Origin of the sequence: Pseudoalteromonas sp. B131b (genome assembly GCF_037162545.1) — a bacterium.
In the GTDB taxonomy this organism is placed as follows: domain Bacteria; phylum Pseudomonadota; class Gammaproteobacteria; order Enterobacterales; family Alteromonadaceae; genus Pseudoalteromonas; species Pseudoalteromonas fuliginea.
Window position 1 is genome coordinate 2,451,094 of record NZ_JARLUZ010000001.1, and the last position, 19,279, is coordinate 2,470,372.

10 protein-coding genes and 3 pseudogenes are annotated in these 19,279 nt (G+C 38.6%); 6 read left to right on the forward strand and 7 right to left on the reverse strand.

Going from position 1 to position 19,279, the window contains the following annotated elements:
• Nucleotides 1-86 precede the first annotated feature (86 nt).
• The 3 genes and pseudogenes from gltB (at nucleotide 87) to P4S65_RS11340 (ending at nucleotide 7,725) form a co-directional block, all read left to right on the forward strand.
• Entirely contained in the window at nucleotides 87-4,544 is a 4,458-nt protein-coding gene (gene gltB, locus P4S65_RS11330; RefSeq protein WP_337120165.1) for a glutamate synthase large subunit, read from the forward strand.
• Nucleotides 4,545-4,553: 9 nt separating this feature from the next.
• Entirely contained in the window at nucleotides 4,554-5,969 is a 1,416-nt protein-coding gene (locus P4S65_RS11335; protein ID WP_024598346.1) for an FAD-dependent oxidoreductase, read from the forward strand.
• An 816-nt stretch (nucleotides 5,970-6,785) separates the two neighbouring features.
• A pseudogene (locus P4S65_RS11340) lies at nucleotides 6,786-7,725 on the forward strand (GGDEF domain-containing protein).
• Between the two features lie 401 nt (nucleotides 7,726-8,126).
• Here the strand turns inward: P4S65_RS11340 and recN are convergent.
• The 3 genes and pseudogenes from recN to nadK all read right to left on the reverse strand — a co-directional run bounded on the left by recN (nucleotide 8,127) and on the right by nadK (nucleotide 11,390).
• Nucleotides 8,127-9,798 (reverse strand): annotated as a pseudogene (gene recN, locus P4S65_RS11345) (DNA repair protein RecN).
• Between the two features lie 75 nt (nucleotides 9,799-9,873).
• Nucleotides 9,874-10,431, reverse strand: coding sequence for a hypothetical protein (locus P4S65_RS11350; RefSeq protein ID WP_096792855.1), 558 nt, complete (start codon nucleotides 10,429-10,431; stop codon nucleotides 9,874-9,876).
• Nucleotides 10,432-10,505: 74 nt separating this feature from the next.
• A complete protein-coding gene (gene nadK / locus P4S65_RS11355) occupies nucleotides 10,506-11,390 on the reverse strand; it encodes an NAD(+) kinase (protein WP_007375835.1) in 885 nt (294 codons plus the stop codon).
• 176 nt (nucleotides 11,391-11,566) lie between these two features.
• Here nadK and P4S65_RS11360 point away from each other — a divergent pair, with 176 nt between their 5' ends.
• Nucleotides 11,567-12,532, forward strand: coding sequence for a hypothetical protein (locus P4S65_RS11360; RefSeq protein WP_007375834.1), 966 nt, complete (start codon nucleotides 11,567-11,569; stop codon nucleotides 12,530-12,532).
• Nucleotides 12,533-12,590: 58 nt separating this feature from the next.
• The gene (grpE, locus tag P4S65_RS11365) at nucleotides 12,591-13,202 is read left to right on the forward strand and encodes a nucleotide exchange factor GrpE (protein ID WP_096792856.1); all 612 of its coding nucleotides are present in this window, start codon (nucleotides 12,591-12,593) and stop codon (nucleotides 13,200-13,202) included.
• A 26-nt stretch (nucleotides 13,203-13,228) separates the two neighbouring features.
• Here the strand turns inward: grpE and P4S65_RS11370 are convergent, their stop codons facing one another.
• On the reverse strand, nucleotides 13,229-14,431 hold the full coding sequence (locus tag P4S65_RS11370) for a Bcr/CflA family efflux MFS transporter (RefSeq protein ID WP_004335389.1): 1,203 nt from the start codon (nucleotides 14,429-14,431) through the stop codon (nucleotides 13,229-13,231).
• 197 nt (nucleotides 14,432-14,628) lie between these two features.
• On the opposite strand from P4S65_RS11370, the pseudogene P4S65_RS11375 reads away from it, so the two are divergent.
• Nucleotides 14,629-15,425: pseudogene (locus tag P4S65_RS11375) on the forward strand (M48 family metallopeptidase).
• Nucleotides 15,426-15,527: 102 nt separating this feature from the next.
• Here the strand turns inward: P4S65_RS11375 and P4S65_RS11380 are convergent.
• The 3 genes from P4S65_RS11380 to P4S65_RS11390 form a co-directional block, all read right to left on the reverse strand.
• Complete coding sequence (locus P4S65_RS11380) at nucleotides 15,528-16,544, reverse strand: alpha/beta fold hydrolase (protein ID WP_337120166.1); 1,017 nt, start codon at nucleotides 16,542-16,544, stop codon at nucleotides 15,528-15,530.
• A gap of 161 nt (nucleotides 16,545-16,705) precedes the next feature.
• On the reverse strand, nucleotides 16,706-17,494 hold the full coding sequence (locus tag P4S65_RS11385) for a nucleoside-binding outer membrane protein (protein WP_033028723.1): 789 nt from the start codon (nucleotides 17,492-17,494) through the stop codon (nucleotides 16,706-16,708).
• A 133-nt stretch (nucleotides 17,495-17,627) separates the two neighbouring features.
• The gene (locus tag P4S65_RS11390; RefSeq protein ID WP_008134735.1) at nucleotides 17,628-18,941 is read right to left on the reverse strand and encodes a Na+/H+ antiporter NhaC family protein; all 1,314 of its coding nucleotides are present in this window, start codon (nucleotides 18,939-18,941) and stop codon (nucleotides 17,628-17,630) included.
• Nucleotides 18,942-19,279 lie beyond the last annotated feature (338 nt).

Below are 19,279 nucleotides of genomic sequence, written 5' to 3' on the forward strand. Positions count from 1 at the left end.
TTTACGATAGAGGCTAGTTTTGTCCGTCTGTTAGCAAATCGTCGAGCAGTTCATCCACGCTAACAGTGCAGCAAGGGGAGGGGTCTATGTTATACGACTCAAAATTAGAAAAAGAAAATTGTGGCTTTGGCTTAATAGCCCAAGTTAATGGTCAAGCTAGTCATAGGCTTATTCGTACTGCTATTACGGGGCTTGATCGCATGCAGCACCGTGGCGGTATATCTGCCGATGGTAAAACAGGCGATGGCTGTGGTTTATTATTACAAAAACCAGATAGCTTTTTTCGTGCTATTGCGGCTGAGAACAATTGGCACTTAGGTAAAAATTATGCCGTAGGTATGATTTTTTTAAATTCAGACCCTGTTTTAGCACAAGCTGCAAAACAAATACTTAGCGAAGAATTAGAAAAAGAAACGCTAAATATTTTAGGTTGGCGCGTAGTGCCAACCGACCCATCAATGTTAGGTCCTATAGCAGTACAACAATTACCTGGGTTTGAACAAATTTTTGTTAGTGCGCCAGAAGGTTGGCGCTCTAAAGATTTAGAGCGACGCTTATATGTAGCGCGTCGTCGCGCTGAAAAGCGTATTGTTGATGATGAAGCTTTTTATATTGCAAGCTTATCTGGATTAGTTACTATCTATAAAGGCCTTATGATGCCTGCAGATTTACCTAACTTTTACCTAGATTTAGCTGATATTCGTATGACCAGTGCGATTTGTGTTTTCCATCAGCGCTTTTCTACTAATACTCAACCGCGTTGGCCTCTTGCTCAACCTTTTCGTTATTTAGCACACAATGGTGAAATTAATACCATTGAAGGTAACCGCCAATGGGCACGTGCGCGTTCTTATAAGTTTGCGTCACCACTTATTCCTGATTTACAAACAGCGGCACCGTTTGTAAACGAAACTGGTTCTGATTCATCAAGCTTAGATAATATGCTTGAACTGTTTTTAGCTGGCGGCATGGATTTATTCCGTGCGATGCGCATGCTCGTTCCACCTGCATGGCAAAAAAACCGTGCAATGGACGATGATCTACGTGCATTTTACGACTTTAACTCTATGCATATGGAACCATGGGATGGTCCGGCAGGTATTGTAATGTCGGATGGTCGTTTTGCGGCGTGTAACCTTGACCGTAATGGACTCCGCCCAGCACGTTATGTAATTACACAAGATGGCTTTATTACGCTTGCATCAGAAGTGGGTATTTGGGATTACACTGCTGATGAAGTAGTTGAGAAAGGTCGTGTTGGTCCAGGTGAATTATTAGTTATTGATACTAAGCTTGGCAAAATTTGGCACTCGGATGAAATCGATCAAGATTTAAAATCTCGCCATCCTTACAAGTCATGGCTTGAAGAAAACGTTAAACGTTTAGTTCCATTTGAAGAACTTACTGAGCAAGATGCCGGTAATCGTTCTTTTGATAATGAAACGCTAGCTAAATATCAAAAAATGTTTGGTTATACCAACGAAGAGCTTGATAGCGTTATTCGTGTAATGGGTGAAAACGGCCAAGAAGCAACAGGCTCAATGGGTGATGACACGCCATTTGCTGTGCTTAGTGAAGGGCATCGTTCACTTTATGATTACTTCCGCCAAAAATTTGCGCAAGTAACAAACCCACCTATCGATCCACTGCGTGAAAATCATGTAATGTCACTTGCGACATGTATTGGTAGTGAGCAAAATGTATTTAACGAAACAACAGGCCACGCTAAGCGCCTACAGTTTGATACGCCAATTTTAATGTACGCAGACATGCAGCAATTATTAAATGCTGATGAAGCACATTACAGCTACTGTAAAATTGATATTACGTATACAGTTGAAGAAGGATTGGAAAAAGCAGTATCGCGAATTTGTGATATTGCGCAGAAAAAAGCAGCATCGGGCTGTATTATGCTTGTTCTAACAGACCGCAACTTTGATGAAACGAATTTACCTATTCCAGCAGCTATGGCTGTGGGCGCGGTGCAAAATCGTCTTGTTGATAATAATCTTCGTTGTGAATCGAACATCATTATTGAAACTGGTAGTGTGCGCGATGCACACCAATTTGCAGTTTTATTAGGTTTTGGTGCAACTGCCATTTATCCATACCTTGCGTATGAATCGTTAGTTGCAATGAGCGACAATAAAATTATTGATAAGTCGTATTGCGAAGTAACGCTTGCTTATCGTAAAGCCATTAACAAGGGCTTATATAAAATCATGTCTAAAATGGGCATAAGTACGGTTGCGTCATATCGTTGCTCAATGTTGTTTGAAGCGGTTGGTTTATCTGATGCTATTGTACAAATGTGTTTTAAAGGAGTGGCAAGTCGTATACAGGGTGCCTGTTTTACCGATTTTGATGACGATCAACAGAGCCTACATAAACTTGCTTTAAGTAAACGTAAATTATTAAGCCACGGCGGTTTGTTTAAGTATGTTCATGGTGGCGAATATCATGCTTATAATCCGGATGTAATCCAAACCCTACAAAAAGCAGTTCGTTCTGGTGAATACAGCGATTACAGTGAGTATGCAAAACTCGTTAATAATCGTCCGATTGCTACGCTACGTGACATGCTTTCGCTTAGATTGCCGGAAACCGGCATTAGCATTGATGATGTCGAGCCTGCAGAAAATCTTTATAAACGATTTGATTCGGCCGCAATGAGTATTGGTGCTTTATCGCCAGAAGCGCATGAGGCGCTAGCAATTGCGATGAACCGCTTGGGTGGGTGTTCAAACTCGGGTGAAGGCGGCGAAGATAAGCTGCGTTACGGTACCGAAAAAAATTCACGTATTAAGCAAGTCGCTTCAGGTCGATTTGGCGTAACGCCGCATTACTTACGCAGTGCTGACGTTATTCAAATTAAAGTAGCGCAAGGTGCAAAACCAGGTGAAGGCGGGCAATTACCAGGTGAAAAAGTAACCCCATATATTGCTAAACTTCGTTATTCGGTGCCAGGTGTTACGTTAATTTCGCCACCACCACATCACGATATTTACTCAATTGAAGATTTAGCACAGCTAATTTTCGATTTAAAACAAGTAAACCCTAAAGCACTTATTTCTGTAAAACTGGTTTCAGAACCTGGCGTAGGAACCATTGCGACAGGTGTTGCTAAAGCCTATGCCGATTTAATTACTATTTCTGGCTATGATGGCGGTACAGGTGCAAGCCCACTTACTTCAGTTAAATATGCCGGTAGCCCATGGGAGCTAGGCCTTGCTGAAACACAGCAAGCACTTGTTGAAAATGGCCTTCGTCATCGCATTCGCCTGCAAACAGATGGTGGCTTAAAAACAGGTTTAGATATTATTAAAGCAGCAATTCTAGGTGCTGAAAGCTTTGGCTTTGGTACTGGCCCAATGGTTGCCCTTGGTTGTAAATACTTGCGTATTTGCCACTTAAATAACTGTGCGACCGGTGTTGCAACACAAGACGAAACACTTCGCCAAAAGCATTATCACGGCCTACCAGAAATGGCGATGAACTACTTTAAGTTTATAGCGCAAGAAGCCCGTGAAATTATGGCAAGCTTGGGTGTTGTAAACTTAACTGACTTAATTGGTCGTTTAGATTTACTTGAAGCAATTGAAGGCAAAACAGCAAAACAGAAGAAAATTGATTTATCTTCTGTAGTTGCTCAGCCTAATAACCCAACTGGTGAAACACTTTATTGTAGTGCGCCTAATAGCTCACATTATTTAGGAAAGCTTAATGAAAGCCTACTTGCTAAGGCGCAAGAAGCAATTGACGCTTCAAGCGGTATTTCGCTAGTAAGTCGTATTTGTAATACAGACAGATCGGTTGGTGCAATGCTTTCTGGCTATATTGCAGATAAATATGGCAACCAAGGTATGGCTGCGGATCCAGTCGTAATTGAATTACACGGTACTGCGGGTCAATCATTTGGCGTGTGGAATGCAGGTGGCCTTGAAATGACATTGGTTGGCGATGCTAACGATTACGTAGGGAAGGGCATGGCTGGTGGCAAGCTAGTTATTCGTCCACCACTTGGCTCGTCGTTCGAAAGTCATAAAGCTACAATTGCAGGCAACACATGCTTATACGGTGCGACAGGCGGTAAATTGTTTGCAGCTGGATGTGCCGGAGAGCGTTTTGCAGTTCGTAACTCAGGTGTACAAGCCGTTGTTGAAGGCGTAGGTGATAACGGTTGTGAATACATGACTGGCGGCGTTGTATGTGTACTGGGCAACGTAGGCGTTAACTTTGGTGCAGGTATGACAGGTGGTTTCGCTTATATTTTAGATGAGCGAAATGATTTTGAAAAGCGCATTAATCCCGAGCTAGTAGAAGTGGTTACACTTGAAGAATTAACATCGCATCAAGAACATTTACGCGGCTTAATTGCTGAGCATTTAGAGCTTACGGGTTCATGCAGAGCAGAAAGTATTCTAGCTAACTTTGAATTGTACTTACCTATGTTCAAATTAGTAAAACCAATATCAAGCGACGTAAAAAGTTTACTCGGGCATCGCGCTCGCAGTAGTGCCGAACTACGTGTTCAGGCGCAATAAGGGGGCAGTATGAGCGAAAATGTATATCAATTTATAGACGTGCAGCGTGTAGACCCACGCAAAAAACCAATCTCGTCACGTAAAAAATCTTTCGTAGAAATTTACGAGCCCTTTTCAGAAAATCAGGTTAACTCACAAGCTGACCGTTGTTTAGATTGTGGTAACCCATACTGTGAGTGGAAATGTCCTGTACATAACTACATTCCACAATGGTTAAAGTTAATACGTACGGGCCGTATAATAGAGGCTGCTGAGCTTTCTCATCGTACCAATAGTTTACCAGAAGTGTGTGGCCGCGTTTGTCCACAAGACCGCTTGTGTGAGGGCTCGTGTACGCTCGATGAAGAGTTTGGTGCGGTAACAATTGGTAATATTGAAAAGTACATTACTGATGAGGCATTTAAAATGGGCTGGAAGCCTGATATGTCTTATGTAACATGGACCGACAAAAAAGTAGCCATTATTGGTGCTGGCCCTGCAGGTTTAGGATGTGCTGATATTTTAGTACGAAATGGCGTTAAGCCAGTGGTGTTTGATCGCCATCCAGAAATAGGTGGACTACTCACGTTTGGTATTCCTTCTTTTAAACTTGAAAAATCAGTAATGCAAAAGCGCCGTGAAATATTCACTGAAATGGGCGTAGAGTTTAAGTTAAATGTTGAGGTAGGTGTTGATATTACGCTTGATCAAATTTTAGCTGATTACGACGCCGTATTTTTAGGGGTGGGTACGTATCAGAGTATGCGTGCAGGTCTTGAAAATGAAGATGCACCAGGCGTTCATGATGCACTCCCATTTTTGATTGGTAATACAAATCGTGTAATGGGCTACGACGAGACAAAACAACCGTGTATTGATATGGCTAACCAAAAAGTAGTTGTACTTGGCGGTGGTGATACAGCCATGGATTGTGTGCGTACGTCTATTCGTCAAAATGCTGCAAAAGTAACGTGTGCTTATCGTCGTGATAAAGAAAATATGCCGGGTTCTAAACGTGAAGTTAAAAACGCGAAAGAAGAAGGTGTCATCTTTACGTATAACGTTCAGCCTAAAGGCATTGTTCTGAACGATAAAGGTAAAGTAACCGGCGTTAAAATGGTTAAAACTAAATTAGGCGAACCTGACGCAAAAGGCAGAAGCCGTGCTGAAGAAGTACCTGGTTCAGAACATGTTATTGAAGCAGACCAAGTTATTATGGCGTTTGGTTTCCAACCACACAAAATGGATTGGTTAGAAAAATACGATGTAGAAATAAACCACTGGGGTGGCATTAATGCTCCAGAACAAGGTGAGTTTACACATCAAACTACTAACCCTAAAATATTTGCTGGTGGCGACATTGTACGTGGTTCAGATTTAGTGGTAACTGCTATTTTTGAAGGACGTAATGCCGCAGAAGGTATTATGGACTATCTTAAAGTATAACTATTTTTTGGTTACTTTAAATATACGTTAAAGCAAGCTTTCGAGCTTGCTTTTTTTATACGTAATAATGCCTTAGACCAACCTGCATAAATTTTTGAGAAATTTAACGAATTAAATTGCACTGTAACGTCGTTAAGGATTTTTTATTTAGAACAACTAGGGTATGTTGATCTTTCAGGATTAAAGTTTGTTCAATTTTGGGGCGATTTAATCGCGGAGCGGGGTTTGTAACCTAGTGGGCTTGTTGGTAACTGCTCCTGCGTTAGCCAACTGGCTTATATTCATTTAAGAATAAAAAATTGAGCAAATCTTCCGCGTCCTGCTAACGCGCCTTACCTAAATCTATGTAGGTAACAAAGAGTTAATCGTCCTTAGAAAGAATCCAAAGGGCAGCGCATATTTGGCATTTATGCTACGTTATCCAAATTTATGGAGAATAATCACACTACATTTGCCTGAATACCAAACATACGGCTGAAAAATTAATCACGAAAGGTCAACACGCCATAATTATTTATCCTTTCATATAAATAATGTAGGCAATTAGGTCTAATATTAGAGAATGCTTAACCGTGAAGGTAGGGAGAAAGAATCTAATTCTACTTTTTCCGTATTTTAGTATGGTATTAAGTGTTGATTAATTAACTAAATAAATACAAAATACGCGGCTTATTTACTATTTGCTTACTTTGCGTTCTGGGTTGGCGTTATTTACGAAAAGAAAACTGATAAATTATGCACAAATACTTCGATAAAACAGAAAGAGAATTAATAGTAAGGTTTTTCTCATCAATAGGCTTTATATCCACATTTTTGATGTCGTGTATTGCATTTATTAATAGCGAATATTTTCTTTTTGTGACACTTTTCGGTTCGTCACTTATCTATATTTGGGCATTTAATGTTTACAAAGAGGTAGAAAAGTCTGCAAATGCGATTTTATATAATCTTTATGGATTGATGCTTTACTTAGTTGTTACTGGCGGCGCTGAAGGTACAGGGCCAATTTGGATATTTATTGTATCACCAGTAACATATTCTATTCGAGGATTAAAGCGAGGGACATCTGATATATTCATATTTTTGCTAGCGATAATGTTAGGCTTTTATTGCGCAGACATGTTTAATATTTATGAATATAAACCAGCACAATTTCCTTATAGAATTGTATTTTCGTTTATTATTGTCGCTTTACTCACAGGTTTTTACGAACAATCAAGAGAGAAGTACAGCAATAAAATAATAGCTTTAAGTCAAAGAAATGAACGATTAGCAACAATCGATCCATTAACTGAGCTTCCTAACCGTCGTCATGCAATGAATAAGTTAAGTGAATTCAAAAAGGAACATGCTTACAAAGGCATACCTTTTGTATTGCTACTAGCTGATGTTGATAACTTCAAAAAAATTAATGATAAATATGGACATAACTTTGGCGATGAGGCACTTATTCATTTAGCTAATATTTTTAAGAAAAATATTCCACAAAATGCTGTTGCTTCTCGTTGGGGGAGAGGAGTTCTTAATAGCAATACCTAATGTTAGTGTTACAGAAGGGGTAAATGTAGCAGATAAAATCCATGATTCACTTAAAAAGGCAGCGGTAAGTTTACGTACTAATACTGTAAACTTAACAATTAGTATTGGTGTTGTTCAAAGTGAAGAAAACAGATCAATTGATCTTGATATTAAACATGCTGATCAGCAACTCTACAAAGCAAAAGAGCAAGGTAAAAATAGAACTTGCTCAGCTTAGTAACCATCTATATTTGCTAATCCATAGAGAAGGAGTCAAGAGAAGGTTTCGTTTTGGCTTTTCTTCGTTTTACACTCATGTAGCAAAAAAATTACAGGTAATTTGGAGCGCAATAAGTATCGTGTAACTCCCTTTTAAGTATTGTGAGTCTCTGTCAAACTCAACAGCTAAATATAAACCTGCGAATAACAATTGAAACACTAAAACTATATTTAGAAAGCGTAATAAACGTTGTTTAAATTGAGTATGTTTAAATCGACTTAAAAGCATTAAGAGCACACATACTATTATTAAAAGCCAACTAAAACCTATACACATATAAATGACACTATTTTGCATTATATTTATCTCTTAGCAATTTGATACATGTTGATTTGCTATAAATCGGTAGTTAAATAACATTAGGCATGTGCCATTATCAGTTCTTTTGCGTTAGCTTTAGCCGTCTTACTTACGTTGTCTCCAGCTAATAAGCGAGCTATTTCATTAACTCGTCCATCTTTATTTAAAGGCAGCATATGAGTAAATGTTTCACCTTGAGCAATTTCTTTAGCTACAAAGAATTGTTGATGCGCACTGCTAGCGACTTGCGGTAAATGCGTTACACAAATTACTTGAGTTGATTTACCTAACTGACGTAATAGTTTTCCAACTGCCGATGCGGTAGGGCCTGATATACCTACGTCAACTTCATCAAAAATAAGTGTTGGGGTTGTTACTTTTTGTGCAATAATAACTTGAATTGCTAAGCTAATACGCGAAAGCTCCCCCAGATGCTACTTTAGCAAGCGGTTGTAGTGGCTGTCCTGGGTTAGTTGAAACTAAAAATGATACATTGTCGTACCCTAAACTGTTGGGTGCACGCTCAACTTCTTGAGTTAATGCTATTTCAAATACACCATTTTCCATTGACAGGTTAGCCATACTCTCACTGATCAAAGTGTTTAGTGTATTTGCGTACTCTTTACGACTTTTGCTTAACTGATCGCTTGCCTGTTGGTATGTCACTCGCGCATTTTCTATTTCGGATTCTAGTTGTTCTAATCGAGCACTATTAGTACTAATTGACTCCAGTTCCTGTGAAATAGATTGATGAAACTCAACTAGGGCTTGTGGTTTTATATGGTGTTTGCGAGCTAAGTCCATTGCACCACTTAGTCTATTTTCTACTTCAACTAAGCGAGCTGGGTCTAAATCTGCTTGTTCAGTGTAATCACGCACTTCGCGACTCGCTTCTTCAACTTGTACAGCGGCTTCGCTAAGCATAGCAGCTACGCTTACTAAACTTTCGTCATATTGAGCCAGTTCGGTAAATTGCTGAGCACTATGTTGTAACAACGAGCACGCATTTTGTTCATCGCTTTCGTAAAGGTGCTGTAGCTCTCGTTGGCAGGCTTCTAAAATGGTTTGGCTATTACTGAGTTTATAATGCTCAGCCTCTATTTGTTCAAATTCATTTTCTTGCAAAGCAAATTCATCTAGTTCTGCAACTTGATATTCTAAAAGTTGTTTTTGAGCCGCTTGCTGTAATTGTTGCTGCTCTAGGTGCTTAAATTCTTTTTGTAAGTTAGCGAACAGCTTATAGTTTTGGCTCACGCCGTTAACTAAATCATTGTGACCGGCATAGGCATCAAGTAATTGCAATTGATGCTCAGCTTTCAAAAGATGCTGATGGGCATGTTGCCCATGAATAGAAATTAAGTATTGACCAAGTTCTTTTAGCTGTGCGGCGGTTACCGCACTACCATTAATATAACTTTTACTGCGGCCATTTTTACATACCACCCGACGTAATAAGCACTCGTTATCGGCATTTGCTAACATGTGTCGTTCTAAAAAAGCGTTAGCTAGTGGAAGTGCACTTAAATCAAATTGTGCACATACTTCTGCCTTATCCGTGTTAGGGCGAACCGCTGAGGCTTCTGCTCGTTCACCTAAACACAGTGAAAGCGCATCAATGGCTATAGACTTACCTGCACCCGTTTCACCGGTGATGGCGGTCATACCGTTTTGCCATTCGGTACTTAAATTACTTACTATTGCAAAATTTTTAACTTCTAAACCAATTAACATACTGTTTATCCATCCAGTCAATTAACTGTTAATTTATACAGTGTTTTGGTTTTTTGCAAATTAATTTTTTAGTATTTAAGCAACACTTGCCTCTTCGTTAATAGGAGAGTCATTAGTTTCTTGTTGCAAAAATTCAACTTCTTCTTTTTTATCAATGTGTTGATGGATGTCTTCTGTTTGGATAGTAAATATTAACGAAGGTAGTTGAGTGTCATAAAAAGCTTTGTTATATAAAATACCTTGATGAGGTAGCTCAGCTATAAAGTGCTGTAAGTTATCAATTAAACTTTTAGCCGAATTAGTTTGATAAGTTTTATTTAATTCGTTAGATAAAGTGCTGACGAGTAAATCAGTTACATCTTCTAATTTTTGTAAATTGTCATCATTATATGCTTGTACTACAAAAAAATTACTAACAATTGCCTGGACTCTAGGAACGTGTTTCGGGCGTATTACCTTAACATCCAACAATTCATTTAGTTTGCTTTTCAAACGTGTACTAATTTTTGAAACTCGATCATTAAAAATTCTCTTCTTGGTTTCGCTTGCTATACGACGATTATTTTCAACTATTAAATAGCTACCTAGTAGCGTAATTAATAACAAAAGTGAAAAAAATACAACATACGTCATTTGCTATAGTTCCTAATAATATTATTTTTTATTTTGCGATATTTTGCTCTAAAGTCTTACACTTGGCAATAAAATTAGTATAAACGACTACCCCAATTTAATTTAGTACGTAAAACGTTGTAGTAAGAATAATTTTTTGGATGAATTAAACGCAGTTTTTTATCTGCTTTCTTAATGACAACCTCATCGCCAGGTAAAACAGCAAGCACAACATGGCTGTCGCAACTTACCTGTAGGCTATCTGTATTTTCTAGGCTTAGCTTCAAGCGTACTTCGTTATCAGCATCAACGACTAATGGTCTGCTCGATAATGTATGTGGGAACATAGGTACTAACGAAATAGCATTAAGCTCTGGTGTCAAAATAGGTCCGCCACCTGAAAGTGAATACGCCGTTGAGCCTGTTGGTGTTGATACAATTAAGCCATCCGAGCGCTGTGAAAATACAAAATCTTTATTAATAAAGGCTTCAAACTCAATCATATGTGCAACTTTATCGGCATGAAGCACGGCTTCATTGACCGCAGAATTAGCGCTTTTTAATTCGTTGTGGCGGTATACCTCTACTTCAAGTAAAAAGCGATTTTCTTCAATAAAATCACCACTTAAAACTTGTTCTAAACTTGGTTCAAAACCTTCAGGGTTTAAATCAGTTAAGAACCCAAGGTTCCCCCTGTTAACACCGATTACTGCTACGTTGAAACGAGCTAAAACACGTGCTGCGCCCAACATGTTACCGTCACCTCCAACGACAATAGCCAAATCAGCCAGCTCCCCTAAGTCGACTAACTTAACTAGTTTATCTGTGGGTACATCAACTAACTGGCCACCAGTGCGTTTTTCTACGATAACCTCAAAACCAAGTGCAAGTAAAAATGTATGCAGACGTTGTAGTGTTGCGGCTGCACCAGGGTGGTTTGGTTTACCAATAAGGCCAATGGTTTTAAAAGGAGAATCCATAATGTGTACACTATAAGTTTGAATGTTTGTAGAGTAACCCAAAAGAGAAGTGTTTGAAAATACAGATCTTAGCTTAAATTGGTATGATTAACTTACCTAGGTAATTAATTTAGTTTTATTAGCTACCAGCATACTATGTGACTTGAAATAACTGTAAATGCCCCGATATATCAGACATGCAACAAGATGTAGATAACATGAAATTAAATCCACGAGATCAGCAAATTTTTTCAGCTGTTATGAACATGTACTGTAATGGTGAGGGGTTACCCGTCCCATCAACAAAAATTGCTAAGCTTAAAGGCATGGCTGTGTGTTCGGCTACGGTACGTAATGCGATGGCTCGCTTAGAAAAAGTGGGCTTATTGTATTCACCTCATACATCTGCAGGCCGTGTGCCTACAAATGAGGGGTTTGATTATTGGTTTGACGAGTTCTTTCCACTCGCTGATATTGCTAATTATTGGCAACCAGAGCAATCACAACTCGTTGAACTTGCTCATGGTTTGAGCCAAAAATATCAGGTGTGTTGTTGTGTGGGTTTGCCACAAGCCAGCTCGCAGCAAGTATTTAGAGTAGAGGTACTTGATTTTGATTCTACCGACTGGCTTATTTTATTAATAGACAGAGCAGGGCAGAGCCATAATATTTGTATTGATAAGCCTCATGATTCGTCAGACTCTGTTCGTTATCAGTTTGCAACGTGGTTAAACACCGTCTTTAGTCAACAAACCTTGATGGAAGGTTTATACCGTATGCAAGCTATGGCTAATACCGCGCCTCGAAATTGTCACGATTCGCTTAATCAATGGACGCGACAACTAAGCCAAAAATTAGGCTCAGATAACAGTATTGTTGTTGGCGAAAATTACCTTTACAAACAAATTGATTGTGAACAAAGCTTAAATATTGGTGTCTCATTTTTAAATTATGTAGAAGATAAGCTCGCTTTTAAAAATGGGTTATCGGTACTTAATAGCGAAAAATTACCTTTTACTGAGTGCGATGAATTGATTGTAATAAGCGTGCCGTACTTTCAAAATCAAGAATACCAAAGCCGCTTTTGTATAATTTGCCCTAAATCAGCGCAAATTGAAGAAATAATCCAAGAATTTAAATTAATTGAGACATCTAACTCTTGAATCTTTTTATTCAATCCCCATAATTACCGCAGTTGAAAAGAATTGGAGCACGTATTTTATGTCTGAGCAGACACAAAACCCTGAGCAAGAAGTAGAATTAAACGAAGAAATTTCTAAAATGCAGGCTGATGTAGAAGCAGCAGTAGAAGCCGCTGAACAACATGCAGAACAAGAGCAAAGCCCTGAAGCAGAAATTGCTATGTTATATGCAGAGCTTGAAGCTGCAAAGCAAACAATTGCGGATCAAAAAGATGGTGTTGTTCGCGCAGCAGCAGACGTAGATAATATTCGTCGTCGTGCAGCACAAGATGTAGAAAAAGCGCATAAATTTGCACTAGAAAAATTTGCTAACGAATTACTACCTGTAATTGATAATCTTGAGCGTGCTATTGAATTTTCTGATAAAGAAAATGAGACTTTAAAGCCGTTGCTTGAAGGTATCGATATGACGGTTAAGAGCTTCAATGACGCTGTTTCTAAATTTGGTGTTGAAATTGTAAACCCACAAGGTGAGATGTTTAATCCAGATTTTCATCAAGCAATGTCAATTCAACCAAGTAACGATGTAACACCTAATACAGTACTTGCTGTTATGCAAAAAGGTTACACATTGAATGGTCGTTTATTACGCCCTGCAATGGTTATGGTTTCTAAAGCTGCTGATGCTTAATTGAATTATTAGTTTTAAAAAATGCCTCATATTGAGGCATTTTTTTTGTCTTTTTTATAGTGAATTAACTGTACGAGCATAGTGAGTAACACGGCACTAAACATTAAGCTTGAAAATGGCACTGCGCTTTTTGCATGCATAATAGCGAGTAAGGGGCCAACTAATGCGCCACTACCAAAACGAAGAGTGCCAATTACGGCGGTTGCCGTGCCTGTGTTTTTTTCAAACTTCATTAAAATTAACGAGTCAGCATTACTTGCTGTGACGCCTAAACTCATCATTAATGGCGCAATAGCAGCCACAATATAATAAAGTGATAAATGCAATAAGCTAAATGTTAATAGCGCAAGCCCAGATACAAACCCACATACAAGCCCAATATAGAGCATCTTTCGAGAGCCCAGCCTTGGTACAATTCGCGTATTTAAAAAGTTACCAAACATCAGCGCCATTACGTTAAAGGCAAATAATACACCAAATAATTGTTCTGACACTTCATATAAATCTAAATATATAAAAGGTACTGAGGTTAAAAAGCAAAAAAATCCAAATGATACAAACATAGAACTGAGTATGTCGGCACGTGCATCTTTATTACTGAGCACTGTTTTATAGCTATCAAAAAATAAAGCGAGACCCTTTTTTTCATTTTTGTGAATAGGAATATCGATTAGATATACTTGTACAAACGCTAATATTAAAAAGCTATATCCAGCAAGCACCAAGAATATGGTTGACCAAACAGAAAACCCTAAAATAAACGAGCCAACTGAGGGGGCAACTAACGGTGCTACCATCATGATCATCGATACATACGACATTCCTTTAGCTGTGTTTTGCTGATAAATATGGCGAATAATACCCGGTACTACTACCGTTGCTGCAGCTCCCGTAAATGCTTGTACTGCTCGAAGAGTCCAAAAGGCATGGATTTCGGTGGTAAATGCAAGTGCAAGTGAGCTTGCGCCAAATAGGGTTAAGCCAATACGGGCGAGCTTACGGCGGCCAATTTGATCGGCAATCGGGCCAAAAAATAACATCCCCAATGAATAACCTGCTAAGTAAATACTCAACGATATTTGTACATTTGGCATATTAGTGTGTAAATCGTTTGCAATTACCAGCATGGCGGGCAAATACATATCAATAGCCAATGGCGTAATCGCCACAATACTGGCTAATAAAGGCAATAAAATACGGGTATTAAAAGACGAGGCTGAGGCGTCCATGTGTAAACTCAACAATCACTAAAAACAAGGACTGTAGTGTAACAGGGCATTGTATTTGGATAAACTTAGTTCGCCTGCTAAGTTTATCGTCTTATCGCATCTTGTTAATATAGCGCTATATAAAGCAAATATTTTAAATTGGTACTGTGTTTGCTATTCTACAAGCAATAAAAAATTAATTGCTTAAGAGAATTACCATGAAAAAACTAGTACTTGCGGTATTAGCGACAGCCGTTTTGGCTGGTTGTAAAACGTCGCCAACAGGACGCACACAAATAGCGCTTTATTCAGACCAACAAATGAGTGAAATGGGCACTGCTAGTTTTGCTGATATGAAAAAAACCAACCAATTAATAAAGATGCAAAAACAAATGCATATGTAAATTGCATTGCTGAAAAAGTAGTGGCTGTATTACCAAAAGAATACGCTTCGCAAAATTGGGAAGTGGTTGTATTTGAAGATGAATCTGCTAATGCTTTTGCACTACCAGGTGGTTACATTGGTGTTCATACTGGCTTATTAAAAATTGCTACTAATCAAGACCAATTAGCAACAGTACTAGGGCACGAAGTAGGCCACGTAATTGCTGAGCATTCAAATGAGCGTGTTTCACAAAGCTCTATTTTAGATACAGGTATGCAACTTGGTAGTGCGGCACTTGAAATGGGTAATATTCAATACCGTAACGAAATTATGCAAGGCTTAGGTTTGGGAGCACAGTATGGTGTTGTTTTGCCATTTAGCCGCTCGCACGAATCAGAAGCCGATACTATTGGTTTAGATTTAATGGCTGAGGCTGGCTTTAACCCACAAGAGTCAGTAACCCTTTGGCAAAATATGAGTGCGGCAGGTAGTGGTACAACACCTGAGTTTTTATCAACTCACCCAGCGCCAAGTAACCGTATTAAAAACTTACAAGCGCAAATGAGCAAAGCACTTAGTGAGCAAAGTACTGCTAAAGCACAGGGTAAAAACCCACAGTGCACACTGTAGTTAAGCGCTTTACTATTTGAAGTAGTGTACGTTTAGTATTAATGCGTAAAACCCCTGTAAGTATTTTACCTACAGGGGTTTTATTTTAGTTCTTAAGCGTGGTTATTCAGCAGAAAGTGCTTGTTTAAATACATTTTTAAAGCGTTCGAAATCTTCAATGTGCGGCAGATGCCCTAAGTTATCCAGCTCGAATAATTGTGCGTCAGGGATAAGTGTTGCAGCGTGTTTGCCTAATTTATCATATCGACCAAGCTCGTAATTAACACCCTCTTTTTTCCAGTTACGGCCAGGGCCGGTTCTATCCCGCGTACCTATAATTAATTTAACCGGCATAGTTAAATCTTTAAATTCGGTTATTACAGGTTGAGTGAAAATCATATCGTATGTTTTTGCATTTACCCATGCCATTTGTTCTTTATCTGGGCCTTGTATTTGCCCTGTTATGAAGTCAGTTAAGGCTGAATATGTGGCATTCCACTTACCATCGTAGTAATTTTTTTGTTGATATTTTCTTACGCCTTCCGGCGTTTTTGAAAACTCATTTTTATAGAAAAAATTTGTATCTTTGTAATCAACATACTGCAAGTAGTTTTCAAGCCCAATAGGGTTTAATAAAATTAGCTTTTTAGTTGTATTTGTATACATTAATGCAAAACGACTCGCTAGCATCCCGCCCATTGAGTGCCCTAATACAATCGACTCTTTTATATCAAGTGAGTCCATTAACGCATGAGTATGATGAGCAAGAGCCGCAAATGAATACTGGTAATTAGTTGGCTTAGACGACTTACCAAAACCAATTTGATCTGGAATTAATACCCCATAACCTAAAGATTGCAGATATTGCGCAGTGGTAGTCCAGTAATCTGCATTAAAGTTTTTGCCATGCATAAGTGTAACTGTTGGCATGTCGGATTTGGTTGGCTTTAAGTAAATATAGGCCATTTTTAATGATTGTTTTTGCGACTCAAGTGCAAAGTAATTTACTTTAAAATCGTACTGGTAACTGCTTAAAAGTGCATCATAAGAAAGGGCAGATGTATCTTGAGAAGTGCCAGCTAAGGCATTGTTTGTTAGTACTAATAAAGTAGAGAAACAAATAACTTTAATCGACGACATTCAGTTACTCCTATTAAAGGCGAGCGCTTGGCTTAAAAGAAGTACAACAATAACTAAGTATTTACACCTGTTCAATTAAATGTTTTACGTGGACGAAAAGAAGCGAAGCTAAATTAAAGCTTCGCTTATTAATTACTGAGTAAAGAGCTGATTGTTAAAGCTTAAAACGTCCACTCAATATGGATTTGTGGTACCGATTCAGTGACTTCAGTACCTAGTTTATTGTGCCAGTATTGTAATTCCATACCCAACAGGAGTGTGTTTTCTTTCATTTGAAGAGCGTGGCCCATATCCCACACTAAAATAGGCTGTGCGAGTATCCAAGCTTGTACATCGTTACCAAATTCATCTTCACGTTCAGCAATGTATTCAGCGTGGCCTTTAAAGCTAAACTTTTGTGAGCCAATAGAGAAAGGATACTCAAAAGCTACATCAAGCATCCAGCTATTAGTTTCAATAGGTGCACCGCCTTTTGCTACACCTTCACTATCGTCAATGTAAGCTGTGAACAACGTTTGAAAAAAGTTAAAACCAGGTACATCCCAGCTTAATTTAACACCTGGTAGGTATTTCATTACTTTTGCATCACCAGCAACGTTAATACCGCCCGTAAGGCCAACATCCAATAATGCACCAGAGCCAATTTTTTCGCCGCTAATGGCCGATAAGCTTACCGTTGAGTACCATTCACCATAAAAATCAGCATCTTGGTAACCATCATCTATATCGTCTTTACTGTAATCGATAAAGAAGAAGTTATCGCCGTAGTCATAGCCCGATGCATGTTGAACCGAGTAAACGGTAGTATCGGACTCTTGTTTAGAAAATGGATTTTTTTGACTGCCATTATTAATGTGTAGTGCTGTACTGCTCCAATTAGCAGCAAAAGCCGACGATGATAAAGCAAGAGAAGTAAAAGTAATAAAAGGGAGTAATTTTTTAAATTTCATAACTGTTTAATAACTATAATTTTAGTGACACGCGGAAGCAGAGATTATAGCAGAAGAGATTGATTTGTTGATCGCTAATTTAACACATGTTGCAGCTTACTTTATAAGCTGCAACATGTGGAGACGCAATTTATTACGCTTTATTGCGGCGTAAGCAAATGATAGTTATTGCCGTAAATGCTAGGATAAAACAATAATAGGAAGAGGTTGATACTTCCCAAGGGCTTATTTTAAACGTAGCGCCAAGTAACAATGCTTGTGCGCCGTATGGTAAAGAACCCTGCGTTACACAAGCAAAAATATCTAGCAAACTTGCAGAGCGTTTACCGCTTATTTCACCATCATCAGCAAGCTTTTTAGCAATAGGGCCGGCCACAATAATAGATACGGTGTTATTGGCAATACAGACATTACTTGTTAAAACTAACGCAGCGATACCTAATTGATCTGCCACTTTACGGTGCCATTTTGCAATGATTTTAGTAATTGCTTGAATTTTTTGAGCAATGTAATCAAGGCCACCATTAATACGAATAAATTCAGATAAGCCACCAATAAACATTGATAGTAAAAATATTTCCTGCATATCGGTAAAGCCTTTGTAAATGTCTTTTACAAAGCTTGCGCCTTCATAACTTCCTGTAAAGCCCATTAATGCGGCAAAAATAATACCGCTAAACAACACTACAAAGACGTTCAAGCCAGCAACTGCTAGCACTAAAATAAAGGCATACGGAAGCACTAACCAAATATCGTAATCCTTGGTTTCAACAACTTGAGCAGCAGGTGTTAAATAAAACAATAAGCCAATAGTCAGTATTGCAGCAGGGACAGCAATTTTAAGATTCTCTTTAAACTTGTCTTTCATTTCACAGCCCTGCGTGCGCGTAGCTGCAATAGTGGTGTCTGAAATAATAGATAAGTTATCGCCAAACATAGCGCCAGATACAATCGTACCGGCCATTAATGCTGGATCTATACCTGTTTTAATTGATACCGCATAAGCGATAGGGCCAATGGCGCCAATCGTACCCATTGACGTACCCATTGCTGTTGATACAACCGCTGCAATTAAAAATAAACCAGGGAGTAACAACGAAGGTGGAATAAGCGATAAGCCTGCATTTACTACCGCATCTACACCACCGGTTGCACTGGCAACGGCAGAAAAAGCACCCGCAAGTAAGTATATTAAACACATGGTAATAATATTGTTGTGTCCGGCACCTTTAATAAAGGTTTCTACACATTGGTTTACCGTGCCTTTATTTAAAATAAACGCAAGCATGATGGCGGGCAATATAGCAACAGGTGCGGGTAGTTGGTAAAAAGCATAATCAACCCCTTGCGATTGCAAATACAAACCTGAGCCTAAAAATAGCGCTACAAAGGTAAGTAGGGGAAGTAAAGAAAGTATTGCTTTGTTTTTATTAAATGATGGCTGCATCATAATCCTCGTAACCAGTAAAATTTATCACAGCCAAAACTCCTCTTTTAGCTGAATTTAGCAGTACAACTTTTTAAAAAAGTTGTTAGCCGCAGCGTCCGCAAGCCAAAGACCAAATCGACGCGAAAGAGAAGTTTAAATGTATAGATGGCTAAAGTAAACTGGTATTGTTATTATTATTAAATTAAAAGGTCACCTGACTATTGCATGACTTTTAGATAATATCTATAAAACAACGCGATTTTCAGCGATTAATATTTATCCAACTGCATAAAAATACCCACCTGCGTATTTTGTAATGCCCGGATATATGGCTAATAAACGGATTCAAATTAAAT

Bases quoted from the DNA above. Each gene is read 5' to 3' on its own strand.
- grpE (WP_096792856.1), top strand. From the start codon at position 12,591: ATGTCTGAGCAGACACAAAACCCTGAGCAAGAAGTAGAATTAAACGAA.
- P4S65_RS11360 (WP_007375834.1), top strand. From the start codon at position 11,567: ATGCAACAAGATGTAGATAACATGAAATTAAATCCACGAGATCAGCAA.
- gltB (WP_337120165.1), top strand. From the start codon at position 87: ATGTTATACGACTCAAAATTAGAAAAAGAAAATTGTGGCTTTGGCTTA.
- P4S65_RS11335 (WP_024598346.1), top strand. From the start codon at position 4,554: ATGAGCGAAAATGTATATCAATTTATAGACGTGCAGCGTGTAGACCCA.
- P4S65_RS11350 (WP_096792855.1), bottom strand. From the start codon at position 10,431: ATGACGTATGTTGTATTTTTTTCACTTTTGTTATTAATTACGCTACTA.
- nadK (WP_007375835.1), bottom strand. From the start codon at position 11,390: ATGGATTCTCCTTTTAAAACCATTGGCCTTATTGGTAAACCAAACCAC.
- P4S65_RS11370 (WP_004335389.1), bottom strand. From the start codon at position 14,431: ATGGACGCCTCAGCCTCGTCTTTTAATACCCGTATTTTATTGCCTTTA.
- P4S65_RS11380 (WP_337120166.1), bottom strand. From the start codon at position 16,544: ATGTCGTCGATTAAAGTTATTTGTTTCTCTACTTTATTAGTACTAACA.
- P4S65_RS11390 (WP_008134735.1), bottom strand. From the start codon at position 18,941: ATGCAGCCATCATTTAATAAAAACAAAGCAATACTTTCTTTACTTCCC.
- P4S65_RS11385 (WP_033028723.1), bottom strand. From the start codon at position 17,494: ATGAAATTTAAAAAATTACTCCCTTTTATTACTTTTACTTCTCTTGCT.